15 protein-coding genes are annotated in these 23,078 nt (G+C 76.2%); 3 read left to right on the top strand and 12 right to left on the bottom strand.

Annotated features, from left to right (window positions below; all coding sequences use genetic code 11):
* Positions 1-272: 272 nt before the first annotated feature.
* From AC0B9F_RS03080 to AC0B9F_RS03060, 5 genes are all read right to left on the bottom strand, one after another.
* On the bottom strand, positions 273-1,310 hold the full coding sequence (locus tag AC0B9F_RS03080; RefSeq protein WP_471998469.1) for a rod shape-determining protein: 1,038 nt from the start codon (positions 1,308-1,310) through the stop codon (positions 273-275).
* 157 nt (positions 1,311-1,467) lie between these two features.
* Positions 1,468-5,796, bottom strand: coding sequence for an SAV_2336 N-terminal domain-related protein (locus AC0B9F_RS03075; RefSeq protein WP_471998468.1), 4,329 nt, complete (start codon positions 5,794-5,796; stop codon positions 1,468-1,470).
* Positions 5,786-6,796, bottom strand: a complete 1,011-nt coding sequence (locus AC0B9F_RS03070; protein ID WP_471998467.1) for an AAA family ATPase — start codon at positions 6,794-6,796, stop codon at positions 5,786-5,788. Before AC0B9F_RS03070 ends, AC0B9F_RS03075 begins: the two co-directional genes overlap by 11 nt.
* A gap of 20 nt (positions 6,797-6,816) precedes the next feature.
* The gene (locus tag AC0B9F_RS03065; RefSeq protein ID WP_471998466.1) at positions 6,817-8,469 is read right to left on the bottom strand and encodes a VMAP-C domain-containing protein; all 1,653 of its coding nucleotides are present in this window, start codon (positions 8,467-8,469) and stop codon (positions 6,817-6,819) included.
* The gene (locus AC0B9F_RS03060; RefSeq protein WP_471998465.1) at positions 8,466-8,807 is read right to left on the bottom strand and encodes a CU044_2847 family protein; all 342 of its coding nucleotides are present in this window, start codon (positions 8,805-8,807) and stop codon (positions 8,466-8,468) included. Before AC0B9F_RS03060 ends, AC0B9F_RS03065 begins: the two co-directional genes overlap by 4 nt.
* Before the next feature lie 202 nt (positions 8,808-9,009).
* On the opposite strand from AC0B9F_RS03060, the gene AC0B9F_RS03055 reads away from it, so the two are divergent.
* Positions 9,010-12,663, top strand: a complete 3,654-nt coding sequence (locus AC0B9F_RS03055; RefSeq protein ID WP_471998464.1) for a S8 family serine peptidase — start codon at positions 9,010-9,012, stop codon at positions 12,661-12,663.
* A gap of 257 nt (positions 12,664-12,920) precedes the next feature.
* Here AC0B9F_RS03055 and AC0B9F_RS03050 read toward each other — a convergent pair whose 3' ends face one another.
* The 3 genes from AC0B9F_RS03050 to AC0B9F_RS03040 all read right to left on the bottom strand — a co-directional run bounded on the left by AC0B9F_RS03050 (position 12,921) and on the right by AC0B9F_RS03040 (position 16,510).
* Positions 12,921-14,279, bottom strand: a complete 1,359-nt coding sequence (locus AC0B9F_RS03050; protein ID WP_471998463.1) for a carboxyl transferase domain-containing protein — start codon at positions 14,277-14,279, stop codon at positions 12,921-12,923.
* On the bottom strand, positions 14,272-15,720 hold the full coding sequence (locus AC0B9F_RS03045; RefSeq protein ID WP_471998462.1) for an acyl-CoA synthetase: 1,449 nt from the start codon (positions 15,718-15,720) through the stop codon (positions 14,272-14,274). The genes AC0B9F_RS03050 and AC0B9F_RS03045 overlap by 8 nt, the downstream gene beginning before the upstream one ends.
* 163 nt (positions 15,721-15,883) lie before the next feature.
* On the bottom strand, positions 15,884-16,510 hold the full coding sequence (locus AC0B9F_RS03040) for a hypothetical protein (RefSeq protein ID WP_471998991.1): 627 nt from the start codon (positions 16,508-16,510) through the stop codon (positions 15,884-15,886).
* Positions 16,511-16,643: 133 nt separating this feature from the next.
* Between AC0B9F_RS03040 and AC0B9F_RS03035 the strand changes: the two genes are divergently transcribed.
* Together AC0B9F_RS03035 and AC0B9F_RS03030 are read left to right on the top strand one after the other, a co-directional pair.
* Positions 16,644-17,417, top strand: a complete 774-nt coding sequence (locus AC0B9F_RS03035) for an IclR family transcriptional regulator (protein ID WP_471998461.1) — start codon at positions 16,644-16,646, stop codon at positions 17,415-17,417.
* The gene (locus tag AC0B9F_RS03030) at positions 17,414-18,265 is read left to right on the top strand and encodes an SMP-30/gluconolactonase/LRE family protein (protein WP_471998460.1); all 852 of its coding nucleotides are present in this window, start codon (positions 17,414-17,416) and stop codon (positions 18,263-18,265) included. The genes AC0B9F_RS03035 and AC0B9F_RS03030 overlap by 4 nt, the downstream gene beginning before the upstream one ends.
* A gap of 264 nt (positions 18,266-18,529) precedes the next feature.
* On the opposite strand, the gene AC0B9F_RS03025 is transcribed toward AC0B9F_RS03030, so the two are convergent.
* The 4 genes from AC0B9F_RS03025 to AC0B9F_RS03010 are packed head-to-tail and all read right to left on the bottom strand — an operon-like array spanning position 18,530 to position 22,963.
* Positions 18,530-19,984, bottom strand: coding sequence for an NAD(P)/FAD-dependent oxidoreductase (locus tag AC0B9F_RS03025; RefSeq protein WP_471998459.1), 1,455 nt, complete (start codon positions 19,982-19,984; stop codon positions 18,530-18,532).
* 29 nt (positions 19,985-20,013) lie between these two features.
* A complete protein-coding gene (locus AC0B9F_RS03020; protein ID WP_471998458.1) occupies positions 20,014-21,192 on the bottom strand; it encodes an MAB_1171c family putative transporter in 1,179 nt (392 codons plus the stop codon).
* Entirely contained in the window at positions 21,189-22,460 is a 1,272-nt protein-coding gene (locus AC0B9F_RS03015; RefSeq protein ID WP_471998457.1) for an MAB_1171c family putative transporter, read from the bottom strand. Before AC0B9F_RS03015 ends, AC0B9F_RS03020 begins: the two co-directional genes overlap by 4 nt.
* On the bottom strand, positions 22,457-22,963 hold the full coding sequence (locus AC0B9F_RS03010) for a toxin (protein WP_471998990.1): 507 nt from the start codon (positions 22,961-22,963) through the stop codon (positions 22,457-22,459). Before AC0B9F_RS03010 ends, AC0B9F_RS03015 begins: the two co-directional genes overlap by 4 nt.
* Positions 22,964-23,078 lie beyond the last annotated feature (115 nt).

The raw sequence follows: 23,078 nt of genomic DNA, 5'->3' as shown, positions 1-23,078 counted from the left end.
AGGGCCCGGCGGCAAGGGACCGACGGCCCCCGGTGCACGCCGCCGTGCGGCTCAGGGCAGGGCCGGGCGGCAAGGGACCGACGGCCTCGGGATGCGCCGCCGCCGTGCGGCTCAGGGCAGGGCCCGGCGGGAAGGGGCCCCCGGTGCACGCCGCCGTGCGGCTCACGGCGGGGCCCCGGGGGAAGGGCGACGGCCCCGGGATGCGCCGCCGTGCGGACAAAGGCAGGGCCCCGCCGCAAGGGCGGTGGCCCTGGGGTGTGTCCTCGTGCGGTTCAGGGGGCCAGTGGGTCCAGGTGCAGTGGTTCGATGCGGCCCTCCAGCATGGCGCCCAGGCCCTGCGCGGCGCAGATGTCGGGACGGTCGGCGATGTGCACCGGCATCCCCGTGGCCTGACGCAGCATCTGGTCGAAGCCGGGGAGCAGGGCGGAGCCGCCGACCATCATGATCCCCCGGTCGGCGAGGTCGGCGACCAGGTCGGGCGGGCAGTCCCGCAGCACCTTGCCGATGCCGTCGAGCACGGCGGTCAGCGGCGTCTGGATGGCGTCCCGCACGGCCGCGGTGTCGATGCGGACGCTGCGGGCGAGCCCGGTGGCCACGTCCCGGCCGTGGATCTCGGTGGATGCCGGGCCGTGCGGGGTGAGCCCGTTGCCGGACAGGGCGAGCTGCAGCGGCCGTACGGACTGGCTCGGCAGCATCAGCTCGTGCTCGTGGCGCAGGTGCTGCACGATCGCGTGGTCCACGGCCTCGCCGCCCACCGGGATGCGTTCGGCGGTGACGATGGAGCCGAGGGAGAGCACCGCCACCTGGGTGGCCGCCGCCCCGCACACCATGATCATGGTGGCCTCGGGCCGCTCCACGGGCAGCCCGCAGCCGACCGCGGCGGCGATGAGCGTGTCGACCAGCTCCACGCGCCGCGCGCCGAGCCCGACCAGCGTCTCGATCGCGGCGCGCTGCGCGAGCGGGTCGGCGTCGTGCGGGGTGCAGGCGGCGGCCCGCAGCCGCGGCTTGCGGCGCAGCTGGCGGCGGATCTTGTCGCCCAGCAGGTGCCGCAGCATCCGCTGCGCCATCTCGATGTCGACGACCGTGCCACCCGAGACCGGGCGCACGACCCGGATGTAGTGGGGGGTGCGGCCCGTCATCTTCTCGGCGAACTCGCCGACCGCGATCAGCGCGCCGGTGCGGGTGTTGACGGCGGCGGCGGACGGCTGGTCGACGACGAGCCCCGCGCCTTTGACGTAGACGCGGGTGCGGGCCGCCCCCAGGTCGACGGCGAAGTGGCAGCGGCGCAGCTGCTCCAGACTGGCGGTCATGGCTGGCGGTTCCTCCCGTAAATGGCGGGCCTGCTTCGCATCCTGCGGGCGCGGGGCGGACGCCGCTCGCTGAAGGGGGCCGGGCGGGGTGCCGCTGAACGGGTGTTTTCCCGACGGCCGCCCCAAGTGCCGTCCCCCGCTGGGAGGAGACGGAGCGTCAGCGCGGCGGCAGGGCGCGCGCCGCCTCCAGCAGCGGGTCCAGCGACCCGACGGTGATCTCGCAGCCCGCCTCCCGCAGCTGCCGCTGAAGGGTCGCGGTGCGGGCCAGCCCCACGAACGGCAGTCCCAGTCGCCGCGCCGCCGCCAGTTCCGCCGGCGAGGACCCGACCAGCACCGCGGCCGACCCGGGAGCGCTGCCCAGCGCCCGCAGCAGGCAGTCCGGGTCGGGCATCAGCCGGGTGAGGTCGTCGCCGCGGCCGTGGACGCCGTCCAGCGGCAGCCGGTACGGCTCCAGATACCGGTTGACGGCCTGCTCCGAGACGTCCGTGACCACATGGACCCGGCGTCCGGAGCCGTGCAGGGCGCGGATCAGCGCGGCGCAGTGGTGGGTCGTCGGCGCGTCCGGCACCGCCCGCAGCTCCAGTTCGTCCAGGCGTGCCCGCAGCGGCGGCCCGAGCCGGTCGCGGGCGAAGGCGCGCAGCACGTCCAGCGGGTGCACCGACGCCTCCCGCACCGCCTCCACGGCCAGCGGACGGCCGGTCAGCGCGTCCTCGGGGTCACGGTGCTCGCTGACCAGCGCGAGCAGGTCGAGCGCGGCGGCACGGGCCGTCGCCGACGAGAACAGACGCGCCACGGGCCCCTCGAACCCGACGAGCACGGTCCCCGCGTCCGCCAGCACCTGGGCCAGCGGTGCGTCCGTGGCCGCCGGGGACTGCGGCTGCGGCGCGGGCGCCCACTCCGGGGCCAGCCGCACCCGGCCCGTCACCGCCAGCCCCGGCACCGGCCAGCGGCCCAGCTCGTGGTGCACCGCCCGCTCGGCGCCGGCCGCCCGGCGCAGCGGGTGCCGGCCGGTGATCCGCGCCGCCCGCTCCTGGACGTGTGCCGCCAGCAGTTTGGCGACGTCCGCCGGCTGGGCGTGCACGTAGGCGACGGGGTCCTCGACCCGCCAGGACAGTTCGACGACGGCGGTGAAGTCCCCCCTGCCGGAGCTGGGCAGCGCCATCTCGTGCCGGGCCTGCCGGGGTGTCAGGTCGACCTCGTAGTACGTCGCGGGCCGCGGGGTGCGGTACGGGCGGGCGGGGTCGAGGAGGGTGAGCGGGCCGTCGGCGTGCAGGTGGACGATCGCGGTGCGGCCGGGGGCGGGGATGCCCAGGCCGCGCAGATCGTGGGTGATGAAGGGCCCGCGCACCAGGTCCGGCCCCTGCGGCCCCCGCCCGCCCCCCGACGGCGACAGCGGGCAGTACCAGGCGCGGGGCGGATCGTGGGGCGAGGCGCCCCACAGCGGCCTGAAACCCGGGGACCACGCGGCGGCCGAACTGGCGGCGAACTCCTCGTACAGGGCGGCCGGTACGGCGATACCGCGGCCGGTGTCCGGCTCCTCGGGCAGGGCGGCCGGCGAGAACGTCACCCGCAGGCGGGGCCGGTCGGGGAGCACGCCGGGGAACGTGCGCACCAGCGCGACCAGGAGGGGTAGCAGGGAGGCGCCGGGGTCCACGCGCACGAGGTAGCCGTCCCGCCGCACGGTCGTCTCGTAGTGCTGCGGGGCCAGCGACCGGGACAGGATGTCGTGCACGGCCGCTTCGAGGGTGATGCGGGCCTCGGGGCTGCCGGTGAGATCGTCGGTGAGGAAGGTGACCGCGGGCCACGCCGACGCCGGGTCGGCCGCGGCGGTGAGCGTGCGGTGCAGGGAGTCGAGTTCGGCGCGGGCGGCCCCGGCGGCCGGGCCGGGGATGCCGTCCAGGGGAGTGCCGCGCCACAGGGCGAGCGCCGACCGCGCCCGCTCTCGGCGTCGCTCCGGATCGTCGTCGGCGTCGAGCCCGGAGCCGAGAGCGCGGGCGAGCAGGGCGTCGACGTCGTCCTCCGCGGGGAAGGGACGCAGGCGGACGGTGTCACCCTCGACGGTGATCTCCGCGTCCGGCCGCAGCACGGCCCGCAGGTCCCTGATCCGCCGGTCCACGTGTGCGGCCGTCCCCAGCCCGGCGGCCAGTCCGGCGCGGGTGACGCCGCCGCCGTTCAGCAGCAGCATGCACAGCACCGCCCCGGCCGAGGGCCCGCCGACCGGGACCTCCCGCCCGGCCCGCGTGACCCGCACCGGACCCAGCAGGGAGTAGCGCAGCCGCTCCTGCGGCAGCGTCAGGTGGCACAGCCGTTCGGCGCCGCGCTCCTGCTCGTCGGCGAGGTGGGAGCGGAGGTCCACGACCGCCTCGGCCAGGTCCCCGGCCAGCCGCGGGGGCAACTGGTCCTCCCGGTACAGCGCGGACACGATGGCGCCCAGCGCCCGCAGGTCCTCCGCCCGGCTCCCGGTGCCGACGGCGAGGCCGTCCAGGCAGGTCAGCACCGGTCCGGTCGGAGTGATCAGGACGTACGACGGGTCCAGCCGGCCGTGCGGGCGGCCGTGCGCGTGCAGGGCGTTCACCGCGTCCACGAGCGGCGGGACCACCTCGGTCAGCTCGCCGGGGGAGAGGCCCGGCCCCCCGCGCTCCAGGAGCTCCGGCAGCGGCCGCCCGTCGACGTGCTCGCGCACCAGGTAGGTGAGTCCGCCGGCCGTGCCGTAGTCGCGGACCGCCGCGATCCCCGGGTGGCGGACCGCCGCGAGCCGCCGGGCCACGTCGGTGAAGCCGCCGTCCGGCCACATCAGCGCGCTGTGCCGGCGCACCACGACGCTCGCGTCGCCGTCCCGGGTGTCCTCGGCGAGCCAGCTCGCGCCCGCGACGCCGAGCCGCCGCAGCAGCCGGTACCGCCCGGCGAACAGCTCCTCCTCGCCGCCGCCCTCCGCCAGCCGCCGTACGCTGTCCCGGCTCACCTGGGCGAACGGTTCGCTGTCCACGCCCGTCGGGCGGCCCGCAGGCGCCGGGGTCGAGGCGCGGAACTCGCCCGGTGTCCGGCCCGCCGCCGTGTCGATCAGGCCGCCGACCTGCTCCAGCAGTTCGGTCGTGCGGCCGTGCGCCGAGCGGGGCAGGCCGCGCAGCAGCAGCTCCCGTACGCCGGGCCGGAAGGCGTACGAGCCCGCCGGGCCCGGCAGCGCGGTGAGCATGCCGCTGAGGATGACCTCGGCCAGGTGCTGCGGCCGCGGCTCGGCCTCAACGGCCCGCTGCACCAGCCGCATCACCGGCAGGTCCGGCCGGCCGACCGCGAGGTGCCCGGCCAGCCGGAACGCCTCCGGCGACGCCGTCGCGCGAAAACGCAGCACCAGCTCCTCGGCGGACAGCCGGGAGACGTCGGTGCGCTCGCCCGCGTCGGCGGGCAGCGGCCCGCGCAGGGCGGCGCCGGCCGCCGGGACCTCGGTGCGGCCGGGCGCGGCCAGCAGCGCCGCCCAGTTCGCCAGCCAGCGCGGCCCCGGCTCCAGCACCGGCAGGACGGGTGAGGCGTCCGCCTCGTACGGGTCGGGCGGCTCGTACGGCGTGAAGGTCAGGGCGGCCGCCGGGGCCGCCGGGTGGGGGGCCGACAGACGGCCCGGGACCGCCGGCAGGGCCGTGTCCCGCCACAGGTGCTCCGGCAGCGGCTGGACGACCGCCAGCGGCATCCGGCCGGCCCAGCGGCGCAGGGTGGCGTACCAGCGGCTGCCCGCCGGCCCCTCCCGCCACTGCGGGCCCATGCAGTCGCTGACCAGCAGCAGGACCGTACGGCCGTCGGCGGGCGCGGCCGGGCCGTGCACCGTGCCCTCCGGGTCCGCGCGGTACAGGGTGACGGTGCGGAAGAGCCCCGACTGGGCCAGCGTGGCGTGCAGTTCGCGCACCAGGGGCCGCCACACCGGCATCGTCGGCCCGGCGTCGTGCACCAGGTGCAGGCGCAGCCAGCGCTCGCGTGCCGGGCGCAGCACCGGCAGCCACCACTGCGGGCCGGCGCCCAGGCGGGCGATGCGCTCGGCGGTCGCCCGCTCGTCCAGTTCGTGCCCGGCGGGGGCGTCGACGCGGCGGCCCAGCGGGCGCAGGGCGCGCTGCAGGGCCAGCGGGTGGGGCAGCATCGGCGGCGCGGGCGCCAGCAGCGAGGCGTGCGGGGCGGCAGCGGCGCCGGGCGCCGGTTCGGGGACGGGCAGGTGCAGCGGGGCGCGGGGCGGGGCGGGCGCGGGCTCCGCCGGGGCCGCGGGCGGGGGCGCCCGGTGCGGCCGGACCTCGGGTTCCGGCAGCGGCGGCGCGTCGGCCGCCGGCGGCTGTTGCGTCCGCGGCCGCTCCCCGCCGTCGTCCTCCATCTGCCGGGCCAGCCACAGCAGTTCCGCCAGCTGCAGCGCGGTCGGCCGGGGACCGCCCGCCGCCTCGGCCAGCACACCGGCCAGTCGGCCCAGCGCGGCCGGCAGGGCCGGCGGGGCGGGCGGGCGGTCAGAAGACATCGGTCTGCGCGCCCTGGCCCAGGTACGGCATCAGCCGCTCCGCCAGCTCGTCCAGGGACGTGACGTCCAGGTCGGCTGAGCGGGCCAGGTAGATCGCGTTCAGCAGCTGGTCGGTGGCCAGGTCGCCGGCGCCCGCCCGGGACAGGAACCGGTCGATCAGCCGCCGCGCCCGCTCGTCCGGCTCGCCCAGGTGCGCCCGCACGATCTCGGCGAGATGCCCGTCGTCGGGCTGCCGCAGCCGCAGGGTGACACAGCGGCGCAGGAACGCGGGCGGGAACTCGCGCTCGCCGTTGCTGGTCAGCACCACGAACGGGAACGCCCGGCAGCGCACCCGGCCGCGCTCCACCGGCACCCGCTCGTCGGTGCCGTCGATCATCACCTGGGCGCGGCCCTCGGGCGAGTGCCGGGCGGAGCGCACCAGTTCGGGAATCTCGTACTGGCCCTCCTCCAGCACGTTCAGCAGGTCGTTGGGCAGGTCCAGGTCGCTCTTGTCGATCTCGTCGATGAGCAGGGCGCGGGGACGGGCGTAGGGCAGCAGGGCGGTGCCGAGCGGGCCGAGGCGCAGATGGTGCTCGATCCCGGCGTCCGCCGTCTGCGGCCCCTGCCGGGCCGCGTACAGCCGCGACAGCGGGTCGTACTGGTACAGGCCGTCGTGCAGGGTGGAGCGGCTGGTGATGTTCCAGCGCAGCACCGGGCCGAGGCGCAGCTCCCGCGCCACCGCGTACGCCAGCGACGACTTGCCGGTGCCGGGCGGGCCGGTGACCAGCAGCGGGCGGCGCAGGTAGAGCGCCGCGTTGACCAGCTGGACGGTGTCCCCGGTGGCCTGGTAGGTGGCGGCGCGGTGGGCGCGGTCGGGGGAGACGGCGGCGGCGTCGGCGCGCTCGTCCGGCACCGGCAGCACCGGGCCGCCGTCGAAGTCCCGCCAGGGCGGGGGCGGCGGCAGCCGGTCGACGCCGTCGTGCGGCGCGCTGGTGCCGGTGTAGACGGGCCACAGAGGCATGGGTTCGTTGCTCCAGGGGGTTATCGGGCGACCGGGGTGTGCAGGCTCGCGGCGGGCTCCGGGAAGCAGCGCGGGTCGTCCCACAGCAGCTGCAGTTCGCGCGCCCAGTGCCCGTCCGGGTCCTCGGCGTCCGCGGTCAGCCGCAGCTTCTGCACGTACCGGGGCAGTTCGGTGGGGGGTACGCCGGTGAGGGACGCCGTCAGCTCGTCCAGGAACACCGTGCCCGAGCACGGGCCGTCGTGCCCGGCGGCGGGGCAGCCTGTGCGCCGCCACAGCAGGACCGGCACCGGGACGGTGAGCGAGACCGCGAAGTGCTCGGCGGCGGCCGTGGGCGGCGCGGCGAAGCCCGCGAGGTGCGCGTCGCCGTCCCACAGCCGCTTGCGCAGCCCGCCGGGGCGTTCCCGGGTGCCGCACTCCACGCGGTGCACGGCCGCGCCCGGCGAGGCGTCCAGCTTCTGCCACTTCTTGCGCAGCTGGTGACGCAGCCGTCCGCTGCGGTGCCGCGCCAGGTCCGTCACCACCAGCGGATAGGCGCAGCCCAGCGGCGTGCTGTCGTACTCGCTGCACTCCCACTGCGCCACCGGCTCGTTCAGCCACTCGCGCGGCAGGACGAACGTCACCAGCTCCTCGGCGTCCGGCGCGAGCTGGTCCGCGGCCTCGTCGAGGCGCTGCTGCACGTAGGCGCGCACCGCGTTCCTCGGCAGCCGGCGGGTTCCGACGGGCCGGCGCCGGCCGTCGCGGTACGCGGACACCTCGACGGTGACCTGGTCGGGCCCTTCGCCGCTGTGGTCGATCTCCACCACGACCGGCGACCAGACCGCGGCCGGCTGCACGGGAGGCGCCCCGTCCAGGAGTTCCTCCAGCCGGTCGGCCAGCCGGGACGCGGCCTCCGCCTCGGGCACCTCCCACTGCACGTACGCCGCCGCCGCGGACAGCGAGGTGAAGCCGCCCGGGGGCAGCGGCGGCCCGAACGCGCCCACCGCGTCCCCGTACAGCCGGTTCGCGTCGCACGCCCCGCCCTGCGCCTCGGCCCGCCGCACCAGCGCGTACAGCCGGCGCAGCGCCTCGGGCCGGTGACCGGTCGGCACCAGCTCGCCCAGGCCCGGCCAGTACCGGGCCATGACCTCGGTGGGCAGCATCCGGCCCACCCGTACGTCCCGGCCGCCCGCGACCGCCGTGACCATGCCGACGACCGCACCGTCCTCCAGCGTCACCGCGGCCCCGCTGAACCCGGCCGCCAGCGGCTGCCCGTGCCCGGTCAGCGCCTCCAGCTGCACCCACTCGTCGGAGATCCGCGGGCCGGGCAGCGCCCGGTAGGAGGCGAGCATGCCCTCGTCGTAGCCGCGCGGGAAGCCGTAGGCGACCAGCTGCCGGCCGCCGCGCTCGGCGCCGGGCGGCGCGAAACGGGCCGGGGCGAGGGGCACCTCCTCGGGCAGCTCCAGCACCGCGAGGTCGCCGGGGTCGGCGGCGCCGCCCTGCCAGCCGCCGCGCACTGCCACGGCGGCCGGTAACTCGCCCAGCTGACGGGAGTTGGGGAAGCTCACGCCGACGGGGTCGGTGCCGGCGTGCCGCACGACGTGCGCGCAGGTGAGGACATGGCGTGCGGAGACCAGGAAGCCGGCGCCCACCTCGTTGCCGCAGACGACGCGGGCGTGCCAGGCGGTGGCGCTCATGCGGGGGTCTGCGGGTCCGGCGCCGCGCCGCCCGGCGACCAGCTCAGCTTGACCACCAGATGGGCCTCCGCCGCGCCCTTGGCGATGACGGCTCCCGCCTCCGCGCTCATCTTCACGCCGAACTCCAGCTCCACCGCGTCCGGTCTGAGCGCGCCGCCGCGCAGCACCCGCAGCGCGGACTCGGCCGCCGTGCGCACGCCCGCCAGGGAGTCCTCGAAAGTGCGGGTGGCCTGCGCGGTTCCGCCGCGGGAGACGAGCCGGGCGCCGGCCTCGTCGTCGACGCCCTCCACGACGACGTGGGCGCCCTCCGCGGTCGTGAACTCCACCAGTTGCTCCATCGCGCGCCAACTCCCCCGTTGCGTGGTGACCTTGTCGGTCCTCATTGTCGCTGACGGCGCCGGGGCGGTGCAGCCGGTTACACCCGTGGTGGCCGGGCGCCTGGCGGGAACCCGCCAGGGCAGCTTCCCGCCGCCTACCGTCAACTCCCGGGCCACACAAGCCCCGTGACACTCGTCGGACACACGACGAAATGAGGCGTGGATGAGCAGAGGACCAGTCGGACGCGGGGCGAGTCTCCTGTCGGCCGGGCTCGTGATCGCCCTGCTGCCGGCGGGTGCGGGCGCGGCGGCCGGCAGCGGCACGGCCACCGGCGCACCCACCGTGAGCGCCGCCCGCACCGCGGACGCGGCCCGCACCGCGGACGCGGCCCGTACCGTCACCCTCGTCACCGGCGACCGGGTGACCGTCACCGGCCTCGGCGGCGGCAAGCGGACGGTCACCGTGCAGCGGCCCCGGGGCGCGAGCGGCGCCGTGCGCACACAGAGCGCGAACGGCGAGATCAGCGTCGTACCGGACGAGGCGCTGCCGTATCTGCGGGCGGGCACGCTCGACCGGCGGCTGTTCGACGTCAGCGCGCTGATCGGGCAGGGGCTCACCGACGACAAGGCCGGCGCGCTGCCGCTGATCGTCACCTACGGCACGGGTGTGCGCGCGGCGCTGCCGCGGGGCGCCGAGCGGGTGCGGGCGCTGCCCAGCGTGCGCGGGGACGCCGTGCGGGCGCCCAATGGGCGCGCCTTCTGGCAGGCGGTCACCCGGCAGGGCGGCGTGGAGAAGGTGTGGCTCGACGCGCGGGTCACGGCCGACATGGCCGAAAGCAACGGCCAGATCGGCACGCCGCAGGCGTGGGAGGCCGGGCTGACCGGCAAGGGCGTCACCGTCGCCGTCCTCGACACCGGCGTCGACGTCACCCACCCCGACCTCGCGGGCCGGGTCACCGCGTCGAAGAGCTTCATCGAGGGGGAGGAGGTCGCCGACCGCAACGGCCACGGCACGCATGTCACCTCCACCGTCGGCGGCAGCGGCGCCGCTTCCGACGGCCGGGAGAGGGGCGTCGCGCCGGACGCCACGCTCGCGGTCGGCAAGGTGCTCAGCGACCAGGGCTCGGGCAGCGAGTCGCAGATCATCGCCGGTATGGAGTGGGCCGCGAAGGACGTCCACGCCAAGGTCGTCTCGATGAGTCTGGGCTCGACCGAGCCCAGCGACGGCACCGACCCCATGGCCCAGGCCGTGAACACCCTCACCCGCGAGACCGGCGCCCTGTTCGTGATCGCCGCGGGCAACACCGGCGCGCCCTCCTCCATCGGCTCGCCCGGCGCCGCCGACGCCGCGCTCACCGTCGGCGCCGTCGACTCCGCCGACCGGGCCGCGTACTTCACCAGCGCCGGACCCCGGTACGGCGACAACGCGCTCAAGCCCGACATCTCCGCGCCGGGCGTGGACATCCTCGCCGCCCGCTCCCAGCTCACCGCGGGCAGCGGGCCGTACACCTCGATGAGCGGGACGTCGATGGCGACGCCGCACGTCGCCGGTGTCGCCGCGCTGCTCGCACAGCTCCACCCGGACTGGAGCGGCGCCCGGCTCAAGGACGCGCTGATGTCCACGTCCAGGCAACTGGACGCGTCCGCCTACCAGCTGGGCAGCGGGCGGGTCAGCGTGCCGGACGCGATCGGCGCGACCGTCACCGCCACCGGCAGCGCCGAACTCGGCTTCTACCGCTGGCCGTACGACGCGGACAAGCCGGTGACCCGCACGCTCACCTACACCAACTCCGGTGATGCACCGACCGAGTTGAAGCTCTCCGTCACCGGTGCGCCGGACGGTGTCGCCGCCCTCGCCGACACCGCGCTGACCGTCCCCGCGCACGGCACCGCCTCCACCACCGTCACCGGCGACGGCGCCAAGGCTCCCGTCGGTACCACCAGCGGGCAGGTCGTGGCCGCCGACGCGGCCGGCACGCCCGTCGCGCACACCGCGTTCGGGCTGGTCAAGGAGGAGGAGCGGTACACGCTCACCGTGCACGTCAAGGACCGCGACGGCGCGCCCGCGGCCGCGGACCTCGCTGTGCAGCAACTCGCGGCCGGCGTGGACCCGTTCCCCGCGCAGGTCGGCGGCTCCGGCACCCTGACGCTGCGGCTGAAGCCGGGGACGTACAGCCTGACCTCCTTCCTCGACGTGCGCGGCAGCCACGGCGCCGACTCCCTCGGCCTGGGCTTCCTCGCCGCCCCCGAGATCGCCCTGGACCGCGACCGTGAGGTCACCCTGGACGGCCGCACCCTGCGTGAGGTGCGGGCCGAGACCGGGCGGCGCACCGAGACCCGGCAGCTGCTCATGGAGTACGACCGTGCCGCGGGCGGCTCCGACCTGTTCGGCGCGGTCCAGGTGCCGGTGACGTACGACAGCGTGTTCGCGGCGCCCACCCGGAAGGTCGCGCGGGGCATCTTCGAGTACCGGACCGTGTGGCGGCTCGGCAAGCCGCTCATGGAGGTGCGCGGGGCCGGCGAGGCCGTCGCGCAGCCCGGCGGGGCTCTCACCGACGGACGGCTGCGGCTGCCGCTCGTCGACGCCGGCGACGGCCCGCTGACCGGCGTCGCGGGCAAGGCCGTCCTGGTGCGGCTCACCGAGGGCACCGACCCGGCCGCCCTCGCGCAGGCCGCGCAGGACGCGGGCGTGAAGGCGCTGTTCGTCACGGACTCCACCCCCGGCCGCCTGAACGCCTGGTGGGGCGCCGACGACGGCAGTGACCGGCCCTTCCCGATCGCCACGCTGAACACCGCCGACGCCGGGCGGCTGCGCCGAACGGGCCGCGCCGACCTCACGATCACGCGCGACACGCCGTATGTGTACGACCTGTCCGAAGGGCACCCGGGCGCGATCCCGGACCGTGACCTCACCTACGCGCCCGGCACCCGGCAACTCGCCTCCGTCGGTGTGAGGTTCCACGCGGCGAAGCCCGTCTCCGGCGGAGAGTTCCGGTACTCGATCACCGGCACCTTCCCCATCGGCATCGGCTTCCAGGAACGCGCCGACTTCCCGGCCGAGCGCACCGACTACGTCTCCACCGGCCCCGGCCAGCTCTGGCACGAGTCGGTGACGGCCGCCGACGGGGCGCTGGAGGAGCGCAGCGGGCTCGTCGCCTACCGGGGCGGCACCCGGCCCGGGCTGAACTGGTTCCGGCCGGTGTGGCACCCCTGGCTCGGCACCGGGCTCGGCTGGGGACAGCAGCGCACCGGCAACCAGCTCCAGTTCAACACGCCCGGCTGGGGCGACTCCGGGCCCGACCACACCGGCTTCGGCGACGTGTGGAGCGAGGACAGCGGCATGAGCCAGACCACCTCCGTCTACCTCGACGGGACACTGGTCGACACGGGCCGCAGCTCCGCCGCGTACGTGTGGGACGCGCCCGCCGACGAGCACGAGTACACCGTCGTCACCGAGACGGCCCTCGACGCCGCCCGCTGGGGCAGGGCCACCCGGGGCCGCTCCGAGTGGACCTTCCGCTCGGCCGCGACCCCCGGGGACCGGCAGACCTTCCTGCCGCTGATCAACCTCTCCTACGACATCGGCACCGACCTCGCCGGCGGCGTCCGGGGCGGCAGCCGCGTCCCGGTGGGGCTGAGCGCCTCCCACGTCGAGGGCGCGCCCGGCACCGGCACGCTCGGCGGCGGCCGGCTCGAGGTGTCGTACGACGACGGCAGGACCTGGCGTCAGGTGCGCCTCGACGGCTCCGGCGCGTCCTGGCGCGGCACGCTCACCGTGCCGCGCGGCCCTGCGTCCCTCTCGCTGCGGGCCTTCGCCCGTGACGACCGCGGCGGCTCGGTGCGCCAGGAGATCCTGCGGGCGGTGGGTGTGAGGTAACCCGGTACGGATACACGGACGGCGGCGCCGTCTCCCTGGGACGGGGAGACGGCGCCGCTGTTGCTGCTTCGGGCCTTCGCCCTCAGACCAGCCAGCCGATGAAGTGGACGAGGCCGGCGAGGACGTTGGTGAGCAGGTTCATGGTGGTGCTTCTCCTTGCGGTCATGCATGGTTGTGGGACCTGTGCGTCAACTACGGTCTGCAGCCCGTCGCTTGCACACCGTAAGTATCACTGGTCCCACCCGCCGCAGTCGCCCTCACGAGTGACGATCACCTGTTCCAGGGAACAACTGATCGCCTGTTCGGATCACGCCCAGCTCCGTCAAGTCCTGCGGCCGGATGCGGAGTTGGTCGGCCGTCGCCTCCACCTCCTCCGGCGGGCGCTTGAGGATGGCCGCCGCGAGCTCCGGCGCGATGACGGAGAAGTAACTGTCCGCGGTGGCCCACGTGTTGCCGGGGGCCGCGAGCGCCAGCGCGCCGCCCGAACCGCCTTCGCCGATCACCAGCGTCGTCACCGGTGTGCGCGCCGACGCCAGTGCCGCGAACACCTCCGCGATGGCCGGGCCCGCGCCCTGCCGCTCGGCCTCCGCGTCGTTGGCCGCGCCCGGCGTGTCCACCAGCGTCAGCACGGGGATGCCGAGCCGGTCCGCGAGCCGGATCAGCCGGGCCGCGGTGCGGTAGCCGGCCGGCCGGGTCGCCGTGCCGGTCTGGGCGGCGTAGGCGACCGTCCGCCCCTCGTGCTCGCCGAACCCGCAGAGCATGCCGCCGGGGTCGGTGCCGCCGCAGCGGTCGCCGGAGATCGCCGCACGCTCGCCGAAGCAGGCGTCCAAGTAGGCCTGTGCGCGCGGACGCCGCGGGTCCCGGGCCCGCCGGACGGCTTCCCAGCCCGAGGCCGGCATGTCCCGCGCCCCGAGCGCCTCCGGGACCGGCGCCGGCGCCCCGGACGGGCGCGTCAGCAGCCGCAGCCACCGCCCCAGCACCGCCCGCAGCTCACCCGGCTCCACCACCGCGTCCGCCGACCCCGCCGCCACCTGCGCCTCGGCCGTGTACGCGGCCGGGTCGGCGTCCGGCGGCCGCACCCGCGAGCCCGCGAAGCCGACCTGTGCGCCGGGCAGCGCGAGGATCACGTCGGCGCCCGCGCCGAGCGTCGCCCAGCCGCCCCCGGTCGTCGGGTCCCGCAGGACCGCGATCTGCGCCAGCCCCGCCTCCCTGGTCAGCGCCGACTGCCGCGCCACCCGCTGGAGCTGGGTGAGCGCGAGCATGCCCTCCTGCATCCGGCTGCCGCCGGTGGCGACCAGCGGCACGACCGGCAGCCGGTGGGCGCGGGCGTGGGTGTACGCCTGCTCCAGCCGGTCGCCGGTGCGCTCGCCCAGGGAGCCGCCGAGGAAGCCGAACTCGAAGGAGATCAGCACCGCCCGGGTGCCCTCGACGGTGCCGGTGCCGCAGACGACGGACTCCTCCTCACCGGTGCGTTCGGCGGCGCGGGCCCGGGCGTCGTCGTAGCCCTGCCAGCCGAGCGGGCCGTCGGGCCGGGACCGCCGCTCGGGGGCGGGCAGTTCGGTGAAGTCGTCGGTGACCAGGGCGAGGGCCGCCCGGGCGGACGGGCGGTCAGTCATGGGCCAGCGCCCGCTTCATGATCTTGCCCATGTCGTTGCGGGGAAGGGCGTCGAGACAGCGGACCACGCGGGGACGCTTGTGCGGGGCGAGCCGGTCCGCGACATGGGCGGCCAGGTCCTCGGCGGACGGCGGCGCCGCGGGGTCCGCCGGGACGATCCACGCCACCACCCGCTCGCCCAGGTCCGGATCCGGCTCCCCGGTGACGGCCGCCTCCCGCACCCCCGGGTGCTCCAGCAGCGCGTTCTCGATCTCCCCGGCGCCGATCTTGTACCCGCCGCTCTTGATGAGGTCGGTGGCCTTGCGCCCGACGATCCGCACATAGCCGTCCGGATCCCGCACCGCCACGTCCCCGGTGCGGAACCAGCCGTCCTCGGTGAACGCGGCGGCGGTGGCGTCGGGCCGGTTCAGGTACGCGGTGAACAGGTTCGGGCCGCGCACCTGGATCTCGCCGATGGTCTCCCCGTCGTACGCGGCGACCGGGGAGCCGTCCTCCTGCACGAGCCGCAGCTCCACGCCCGGCAGCGGCACGCCCACCGTGCCCGCGCGGGCCTCGCCGTCGGCGCGGACGCTGGTGTTCATCAGCGTCTCCGTCATGCCGTACCGCTCGATCACCCGCCGCCCGGTCGCCGCCGCGATCCGCTCGTGGTCGTGCACCGGCAGCGCGGCCGAGCCCGACACCAGCAGCCGCGCCCCGGCCAGCGCCTTCACCAGCCCCGGGTCGTCGGGCAGGGCCTCGGCGAGGCGGTGGTACATGGTCGGCACGCCGAAGAGCATGGTGGCGCCCGCGCCCAGCTCCCTCGCCACGCCCTCGGCCGTGAACCTGCCGAGGTGGCGCACCGAGCCGCCGTGGCGCAGCGGGCCGAGGACGCCCAGCACCAGCCCGTGCACATGGAACAGCGGCAGCCCGTGCACCAGCACGTCCGCGCCGGTCCACTGCCAGGCGTCGGCGAGCGCGTCCAGGGTCGCGGCGATCGCCCGGCGCGGGATGACGGCTCCCTTGGGCGGGCCCGTGGTCCCGGACGTGTAGACGACCAGTGCGGGGTCGCCCGCGTCGGCGTCCCGGTCGTCGGGGACGGGACCGGCGGCGCGCACGTCGACGTCCACGCGCTCGTATCCGTCCAGGGCCGCCGGGAGGTCGTCGCCGGGGGCGGCGAGGACGAGGGCGGGCGCGCTGTCGGTGAGGATGTGCCGCAGTTCCTTCTCGCCCGACTTCGGGTTGAGGGGGACGGCTGCCGCGCCGGCGAGGAGCGTGCCGAGAACGCCGACGGCGGTTTCCAGTGCGGGGGTTGCCCATACGGCGACCCGGCCGCGGTCGCGCACCCGGTCCCCGACGGCGCCGGCCGCGGCGGCGAGTTCCGCGTACGTCAGCCGACGGTCGCCGAAGCGGAGGGCTTCCTGCTCGCCGGGGTTGTCGGTGAGGGTGGGGAAGAGGGAGGGCACGGGGCTCCTTTTCTCGGGGGGCTCGGCGTCCTTCCTACCCCAGGGCGCGGTCTCGTCTGCCGGGTTTTGGTCGTCGTGCGGGTACGGGTGGTCGTGTGGCTGGTCGCGCCCACGCGGCGACGCCGCAGATGAATACAGCCCCGCGCCCCTGAGGGGGCTGCCGTCACCTTCGCGGTGAAGTGACCGCCGTGCGTTGGAGCAGGCCCCAGGTGAACTCCGCGACCACCTCGTGGCGTACGCCCTGTGTGTCCGGGGCCGTGAAGGCCAGGCCCCAGCGGGTGGGGGCCGTGCCCTCCAGGGGGCGGGCCGGGGCGAAGGCGCGGGCCGCCTCGTCGACCGTGCAGCACCAGGGGGTCAGGTCCTCCAAGGTGCGCAGGCCGGTGGCGGGGGCGTCCGGGGCGCGGACCAGCCACTCGTTCCAGACCGCGCCGTGCGGGCCGACGAGCACCTCGAAGCGCAGGTCGGGCCAGAGGGGGAGCGGCCACTGCCAGGCGGGGCACTCCAGGTCGCCGATCGTGCGTTTCGCCTCGTACTGCGGCGGGCCGAGGACCGATCGATACCGGGAGGCCGCCGCTCGGGCTCGGGGGGAGCGGATCATCGCCTGCCAGCGCTTGTTCGCCTCGCGCATCTCGGCCAGGGAGGCGCCCAGGGTGCGGCGGGCGTCGTCCACCAGCTCGGGGTTGTGGTCGGCCATGCGGCGCAGCAGGACCAGCTGGAAGTCACGGCGGGTGAAGGGTGCGGCGGGGCGCGGGGACGAGGGGCGCTGGGAAGAGGGCGGCACGTCCTCCATCGTTCCCCAGTCCACACGCGTGCGTCCGCACCATTGCCCGCGCGATCCGGATATGACTAGCCTGTGTTCGTCATGCCGACCGCCTGTTGAAATATCGAACGCAGGCTTTCCGACACAAGGGAGGGGGCCGGTCGTGGGACGCCTCGTACCTGCCGTGACCCGGGCTCTGGACATTCTGGAGCTCTTCCTCGACGGGGACGGCACGCTCTCCGCCCCCGACATCGTGCGCAAGCTGCAACTGCCGCGCACGACCGTGCACGAGCTGGTCACCACGCTCGCCGCGCGCCAGTACCTGGTCACCGTCCCCGGCCAGCCCGGACGCTACCGGCTCGGCGTGCGCCCGTACCAGCTCGGCAGCCGCTACGCCGAGCAGCTCGACCTCGCCGCCGAGGGACAGCTGGTGGCCCGCGCCGTCGCCGAGACCTGCGACGAGACCGTGCATGTGGCGATCCTGGAGGGCACCGACGTCATCTACATCGCCAAGGTGGACTCCACCCACGCGGTGCGCATGGTCTCCGCGGCCGGCCGCCGGCTGCCCGCGCACTGCACCTCGGTGGGCAAGATGCTGCTGGCCTCCCTCCCCGAGCACGAGCTCGCCGCCCGCGTCCCCGACGACGCCGAGCTGGTCGCGATGACCCCGAACAGCATCACCGATCCGGCCGCCCTGCGCGAGGCCCTGGCGGGGATCCGCGCCCGCGGCATCGCGGTGGAGTCCCGCGAGTCCAACCCGGACGTGTCCTGCGTGGCCGCGCCGGTCCGCGACCGCACCGGGCGGGTCGTGGCCGCGCTGTCCATCTCCGTGCCCATGATCCGCTGGAGCGAGGAGCGCCAGGCCGAGCTGGAGCAGCTCGCCGCCAAGGGCGCCGCCGAGCTGTCGGAGAACCTCGGCCACCGGAGCGCGGCATGAGCGGACCGGCGTACGAGGTCGCGGTTCGGGCCGAGGCGGCCCTCGGTGAGGGACCGACCTGGGACGCGGCCGCCGGCCGGCTGATCTGGCTGGACATCCTCGGCTGCCGCGTCCACACCTACGACCCCGTCACCGGCCGCCGCACGGTGCGCACCACCGGGCAGCACGTCGGCGCGGCCAAGCCCCGCGCCGGCGGCGGCCTGGTGCTGAACCTGCGCGACGGCGTCGGCCTCCTCGACGCCGACGGCGCGTTCCGCTGGCTGCGCCACGAGCCGGTGCCGGGCCGCCGCGCCAACGACGCCGCCGTGGCCCCCGACGGCGCGCTGTGGGCGGGCACCATGCGCTACGACGAGGCGCCGGGCGGCGGCACCCTGTCCCGGATCACCGGCGACGGCGCGGCCGAAGTGGTCCTGGACGACGTGGCGGTCAGCAACGGCACCGGCTGGAGCCCGGACGGCCGCCTGATGTACTACGTCGACTCCCCGACCCGCCGCGTCGACGTCTTCTCCCACGCCGGGGGGCGCGTGGCGGACCGGCGGCCGTTCGCGCAGATCGAGGAGGGCGCCGGGTTCCCGGACGGCCTCACGGTCGACGCCGACGGCTGCGTGTGGGTGGCGCTGTGGGACGGGGCGGCGGTGCGCCGCTACACCCCCGGCGGCCGGTTGGACCGGGTGATCCCGCTGCCCACGCCGAGGGTGACGGCGTGCGCCTTCGGCGGCCCGGACCTGACGGACCTGTACGTCACGACCGCCCGGGTGGGCCTGACCGCGCCGCATCCGGCGGCCGGTTCCCTGCTGGTCGTCCCGAACGCGGGCAAGGGCCTGCCGCAGCGGGCGTTCGCGGGCTGAAACCGGGACGACACCGGGCCCCTGCACCCGCCGGGCCCCTGCACCCACCCGGGTCCCTGTACATGCCGGGACCGCCCTGCACGCGCCCGGGTCCCTGCACACGCCGGGGCCGCCCTCACACGCGCCGGTCCCTGTCGCGCCCGGGCCGCCCTGTACACGCCGGGCCGTCCTCACACGCCCCGGTCCCTGTCGCGCCCGGGCCGCCCTGCACACCCCGAGGCCGCCCTTCCCACGCCCCCGGTCCCTTCTACACCCCCCGTCCCCTCACGCGCCCCGGCTGTTTTCCACCCGCCGGCCGGTCTCCTGGCCGCGCCCCCGCTCCTCCCGTCCCCTGCGGTCCAGTTCCGTGAGGATCTTGCGTTCCGCCGGGGTCAGCGGCGGCCCCGACAGGGCCGGGAGCAGGGGGCCCGTCACCGCGGCCAGGACCGCGTCGGGACGCAGCAGGCGGGTCGGCCCGGTGCGCAGGCTCGTCACGTCCCACAGGGCGCGCGCCGCGCCGTAGGAGGAGGTCGCCGCGCCCGTCAGTCGGCGGGAGTAGCGGGTGACGAGGCGGTCGGCGACGCCGGGCCGGCCGCCGCGCACGTCGGGGAACCAGATGTCCTGGCCGACCGCCGACGCCCAGGCCGCCTCCACCGCGCGGGCCGCCCTGCGCTGCACCCGGCGGGCCAGGCCGGGCGCGGTGGGGCCGCCGCGTTCCAGCTCCCGGCGCAGCCCCGCGGCGCCCAGCGCGGCCACCGACATGCCCTGCCCATAGGCCGGGTTGAACGTCGCCACCGCGTCCCCGAGCACCACGAAGCCCTCCGGCCACTCCCGCGACCGCTCCAGATAGCGGCGGGAGTTCTTCGTACTGCGGCTGACGTGCACGTCGCCCAGCGGTTCGGCGCCGGAGATGAGCCGGCCGACGATCGGGTGCGGCAGGTCGAGCGTGTACCGCAGGAAGCCCTCCGGGTCGGCCGGCGGCTCACCGCCCCGGGTGCCGGCGAGGCTGACCATCCAGCGGCCGCCCTCGATGGGCAGCACCATGCCGCTGCGGCCCGGCCGGGACACGTACGGGTCGGCCTGGACGACGGTCAGCGGGAAGTCCTCGGCGCCCTCGGGCGTGCGGTACAGGCGCGTGGCGTTGACGAGCCCGGCGTCCACCGTCTTCTCCCGTATCCCGGACACCCCGAGCCGCTCCAGCCGCTCGACGACCCGGGAGCCGCGCCCGCCCGCCTCGACCACCAGGTCCGCCGTGAACTCCTCCTGCCCGGCGGCCGTTTCGACCCGTACGCCGCTCACCCGGCCGCGGGAGCCGGTGAGTTCCAGCGCCCGGCCGCGCTCGATGCGGACACCGGTGTGCGCCAGCACCAGGTCCCGCACCACCCAGTCCAGCAGCGCCCGGCTGCACGTGATCATGCGGGGCCCGCCGTCGCGCCAGCGCCGCAGCCAGCCCTCCGGGGTGAGCGCCAGCATGCCGGAGCCGAGCGGCACCTCGTGCGCGCCGGCCGCGAGCAGCGCCTGACGCACACTCGCCCGCGGTATCAGCTCCTCCATCGCGGCCAGGCCGCCCGGCATGAGCAGATGGGCGTGCCGGCCCTGCGGGAGCCCCTTGCGGTGGTCGGGGCCCTCGGGCAGGTCGTCCCGCTCCACCACGACCACCTCGTCCACGGTGGCCGACAACGCCGCCGCGGCCAGCATCCCGGCGAGGCCGGCTCCGATGACGACAGCTCTGTGCGGCATGGGGCTCCTAGGGTTCGGCGGACGGGAGTTCAGCGGGGGGAGGCGGCCCTTACCGTACCGGCGCGCCCGCCCGCGTCGAGAGGGGAACGGGACAGCGCCCGCGCCAGTTCCACCAGGCCGCTGGTGCCGGGGACCTCCGTGGCGTGCAGCCGGTAGGGGCTCGGCGCGTCCAGCGGCGGCTCCTGCGCGGCGGCCCGGCGGGTGGCGGCGGCCAGCATGGCGGCCTCCGCCTCGATGCGGGCCCGGTGCGCGCAGCGGCCGGCCCGCAGCGCCTCGTCCAGCGCGCGGACGCGGACCCGCTCGTCGAAGTACGGGGCCAGCGCGAGCAGCGCGTCGTGGATGGACACCTCCCGCCAGCGCAGCCGTTCCTGCGGCAGCCACCACCAGCAGGCCTCCGGCTTCGGCGCGGTGGAGGCGAAGCGCACCGCGGACCACAGCGGACGCAGCGTGCGGTTCTCGCCGTAACCGCGCCACTGCGCCACGATCGCCGGCAGCAGCCTGGGCAGCACGAAGCCGGCGGAGCAGATCAGCGCGGCGAGGGACGCCATGGGCGGGGCGACGGTCGTGGACAGGAAGTCCAGGTCCCGGCCGCACCAACGGGCCGCAACCGCGGCGTACTTGGTGGCCTGGAAGCCCAGCAGGTCCAGCAGCGCGCCGGCCAGGATCAGCCGCAGCCCGGCGCGCAGCAGGCCGGTGACCTCACGGCCCCACTTCAGGCACACCGCGCACATGGCGAGCATGGCCGCGCTGTGCCCCAGCAGGTACAGCAGGATCATCTCGCGCAGGCCGGGCGTCGTCGCGTAGTAGGTGTCCAGGTCGGTGAGCCGCTCGGTGCGGGCGCCGGCGACGGCGAACAGCACGACGATGGCGACGACGACCGCCCCGTACGCGGCGACGCAGCGCAGCACCAGCCGCCGCACGCGCTCCCGGGAGCCGCCGCGCCAGTTGATCAGCAGGATCAGCAGGGAGCAGCTGTACGCGGAGAGCATGCCGTAGGTGAGCGGGGCGCCGAAGTTGGAGATGCCGGTCAGGTCGTTGACCGCGGCGAGCGTCAGCGGGGCGGCGCACACGAAGACGAGCGCGCCGAGGACGATCGCCGCGCAGGTGGACACGGTCAGCGGGTCGCGCAGGGCGGTGCGGGGGCGGCGGAAGAGCAGCACGGAGGACAGTCCGAACACACAGGCCGCCAGATACACGACGAGGCTCATCGCGCACGCACCCCGTCCACGCCCCGCACCCCTGCGCCGAGCGCGTCGGCGATGCGGGCCAGGTCGACGGGGCCGCCCGGCGGAAGGGCGGTCCGGTCACCGGCCACCGCGACCATCAGCGGCCCGCCGGCCCCGGTGCCGGGCGCCCCGGTCGCGGTGGACAGCGCGCCGCCGACGCGGACCGCGGCCGCCGGGGCCCCCGCGGTCACCTCCGCCGTCCGCGGGTCCGCCGGCGACGCGGCCGCCGCCCGGTCCCGTTCCGCGGCCGCCGCGATCACCGTCGCCCAGGCCGTCGCGCTCGCCCGGGCGGGGTCGCCGGTGGCGGCGAGGGCGGCCTCGTGGGTGCGGGCGTACAGGAGGGGGTCGTAGGCGCTGTCCAGGTGGCCGAGGGCGTTGTGGATGCTGGTCTGGCGCCAGATCAGGCGGGTGGGCGGGGTGGCCCAGCGCGGCCGGGGCAGGCGCAGGGCGCGGCGGGTGAGGACGCCGTCCAGCTCCCGCTCCAGCGGGGCGAGCCGCGCGTACTCCCGCCGCGCGCGACGCCACTGAGCGAGCCGGGGGCCGGCCAGCGGTACCAGGATGCCGGCCGAGGTGAGCAGGGCGCCGAGCCCCGCCGCGGCCGGCGAGACGGCCGTGTCCAGCGGCGACCAGTCGTGCCCCGTCCAGCGGGCGCCCACCGCCACGAGCTTGGCGGCGCTGTAGCCGGCCCCGGACAGCGTGCCCACGCCCAGCACGAGCAGCCCGGCGCGCAGCCAGCCGGTCACCCGCCGGGCCCAGGAGAGCGCCGAGACCATGGTGACGGTGGCGGCGACGAGGTGCGCCACCAGGTACAGCACGATCATCTCGGCGATGAACGGCGTCGTCGCGTAGTAGGTGTCCAGGTCGGTGCGGCGCTCCACGGGCGCGTCGCCCAGCGCGAACGTCAGCCCGATGCCGAGGGTCACGCCGGTGTACGCGGTGATCCAGCGCCGCGCGGTGCGGCGTACGCCGGGACCGCCCCGCCACCGCACGATCAGCACCTGGGACGCGGCGCCGTACGCGGTGATCGCCGCGTACGTCAGCGGCGCGGCGAGGTTGGCGACGCCGCTGAGGCGGTTGACCGCGCCCACGGTGGGCGGCGCGCCGAGGAGGAAGCACAGCCCGGCCAGGCCCAGCACCGCGCAGATGGCCCGCAGATAGGGGTCGTGGCGGTGCCGCACCAGGTCGGGCGCCTTCAGGGCGAGTCCGAGCCACAGGACACCGCAGCTGAGGTAGTTGGTCAGGCCGTTCATCTGCGTGTCCCGCGGTAGTTGAGCGCCGCCCCGATCCGGCCGGCGAGGTCCTGGGGGCCGCCGGTGTCGGCGCTGCCGGCGGCGAACACCGAGTCGGGGGAGGCCTCGAGCCAGGCCCGCAGCCGGCGGCCCATCAGCATGCCGAAACGGTCCGCCTCCTGTTCCTCGTCGAGGCTGAAGTCGGTGCGGGCGGCGACCGGCCGGGGCAGTGCGCCGAGCGTCTCGGGCTCGTCGTCCCGCCGGTTCATGTGCCACACCTCGTGGCAGAAGATCACGATCTGGTGCCACACCGCGGCCCGCCGGTCGACGACCACGATGTCCTGCCCCTCCCGCTCCAGCCACAGCCCGCTCGCCGTGTGCGGCGGGAAGACCTCGCGGTGGACGGTGACCTCGCGGCCCCGCCAGGCGCTCACGGAGTCGACGAGTGCGGCGAACAGCGTCTCGGCGTCCGTGGGCAGGGGCACCCGCATGGGGTCGATGAGGGCGTCGGCGAGCCGACGCATCTCCTTGCTCGTACGCCAGATACGCACTGTTCTCGGCACCGTCCCGGTGTGCTCGTACGGTCGTCGTGCACCTTGCAAGCCCCCGCCGTGCACTATGCCAACCCCCGCGCCTCCT

This window comes from Streptomyces sp. NPDC097129, assembly GCF_055668065.1.
The sequence above is the reverse complement of the archived record's forward strand: the minus strand, read 5'-3'. Positions and strand labels throughout refer to the sequence as shown.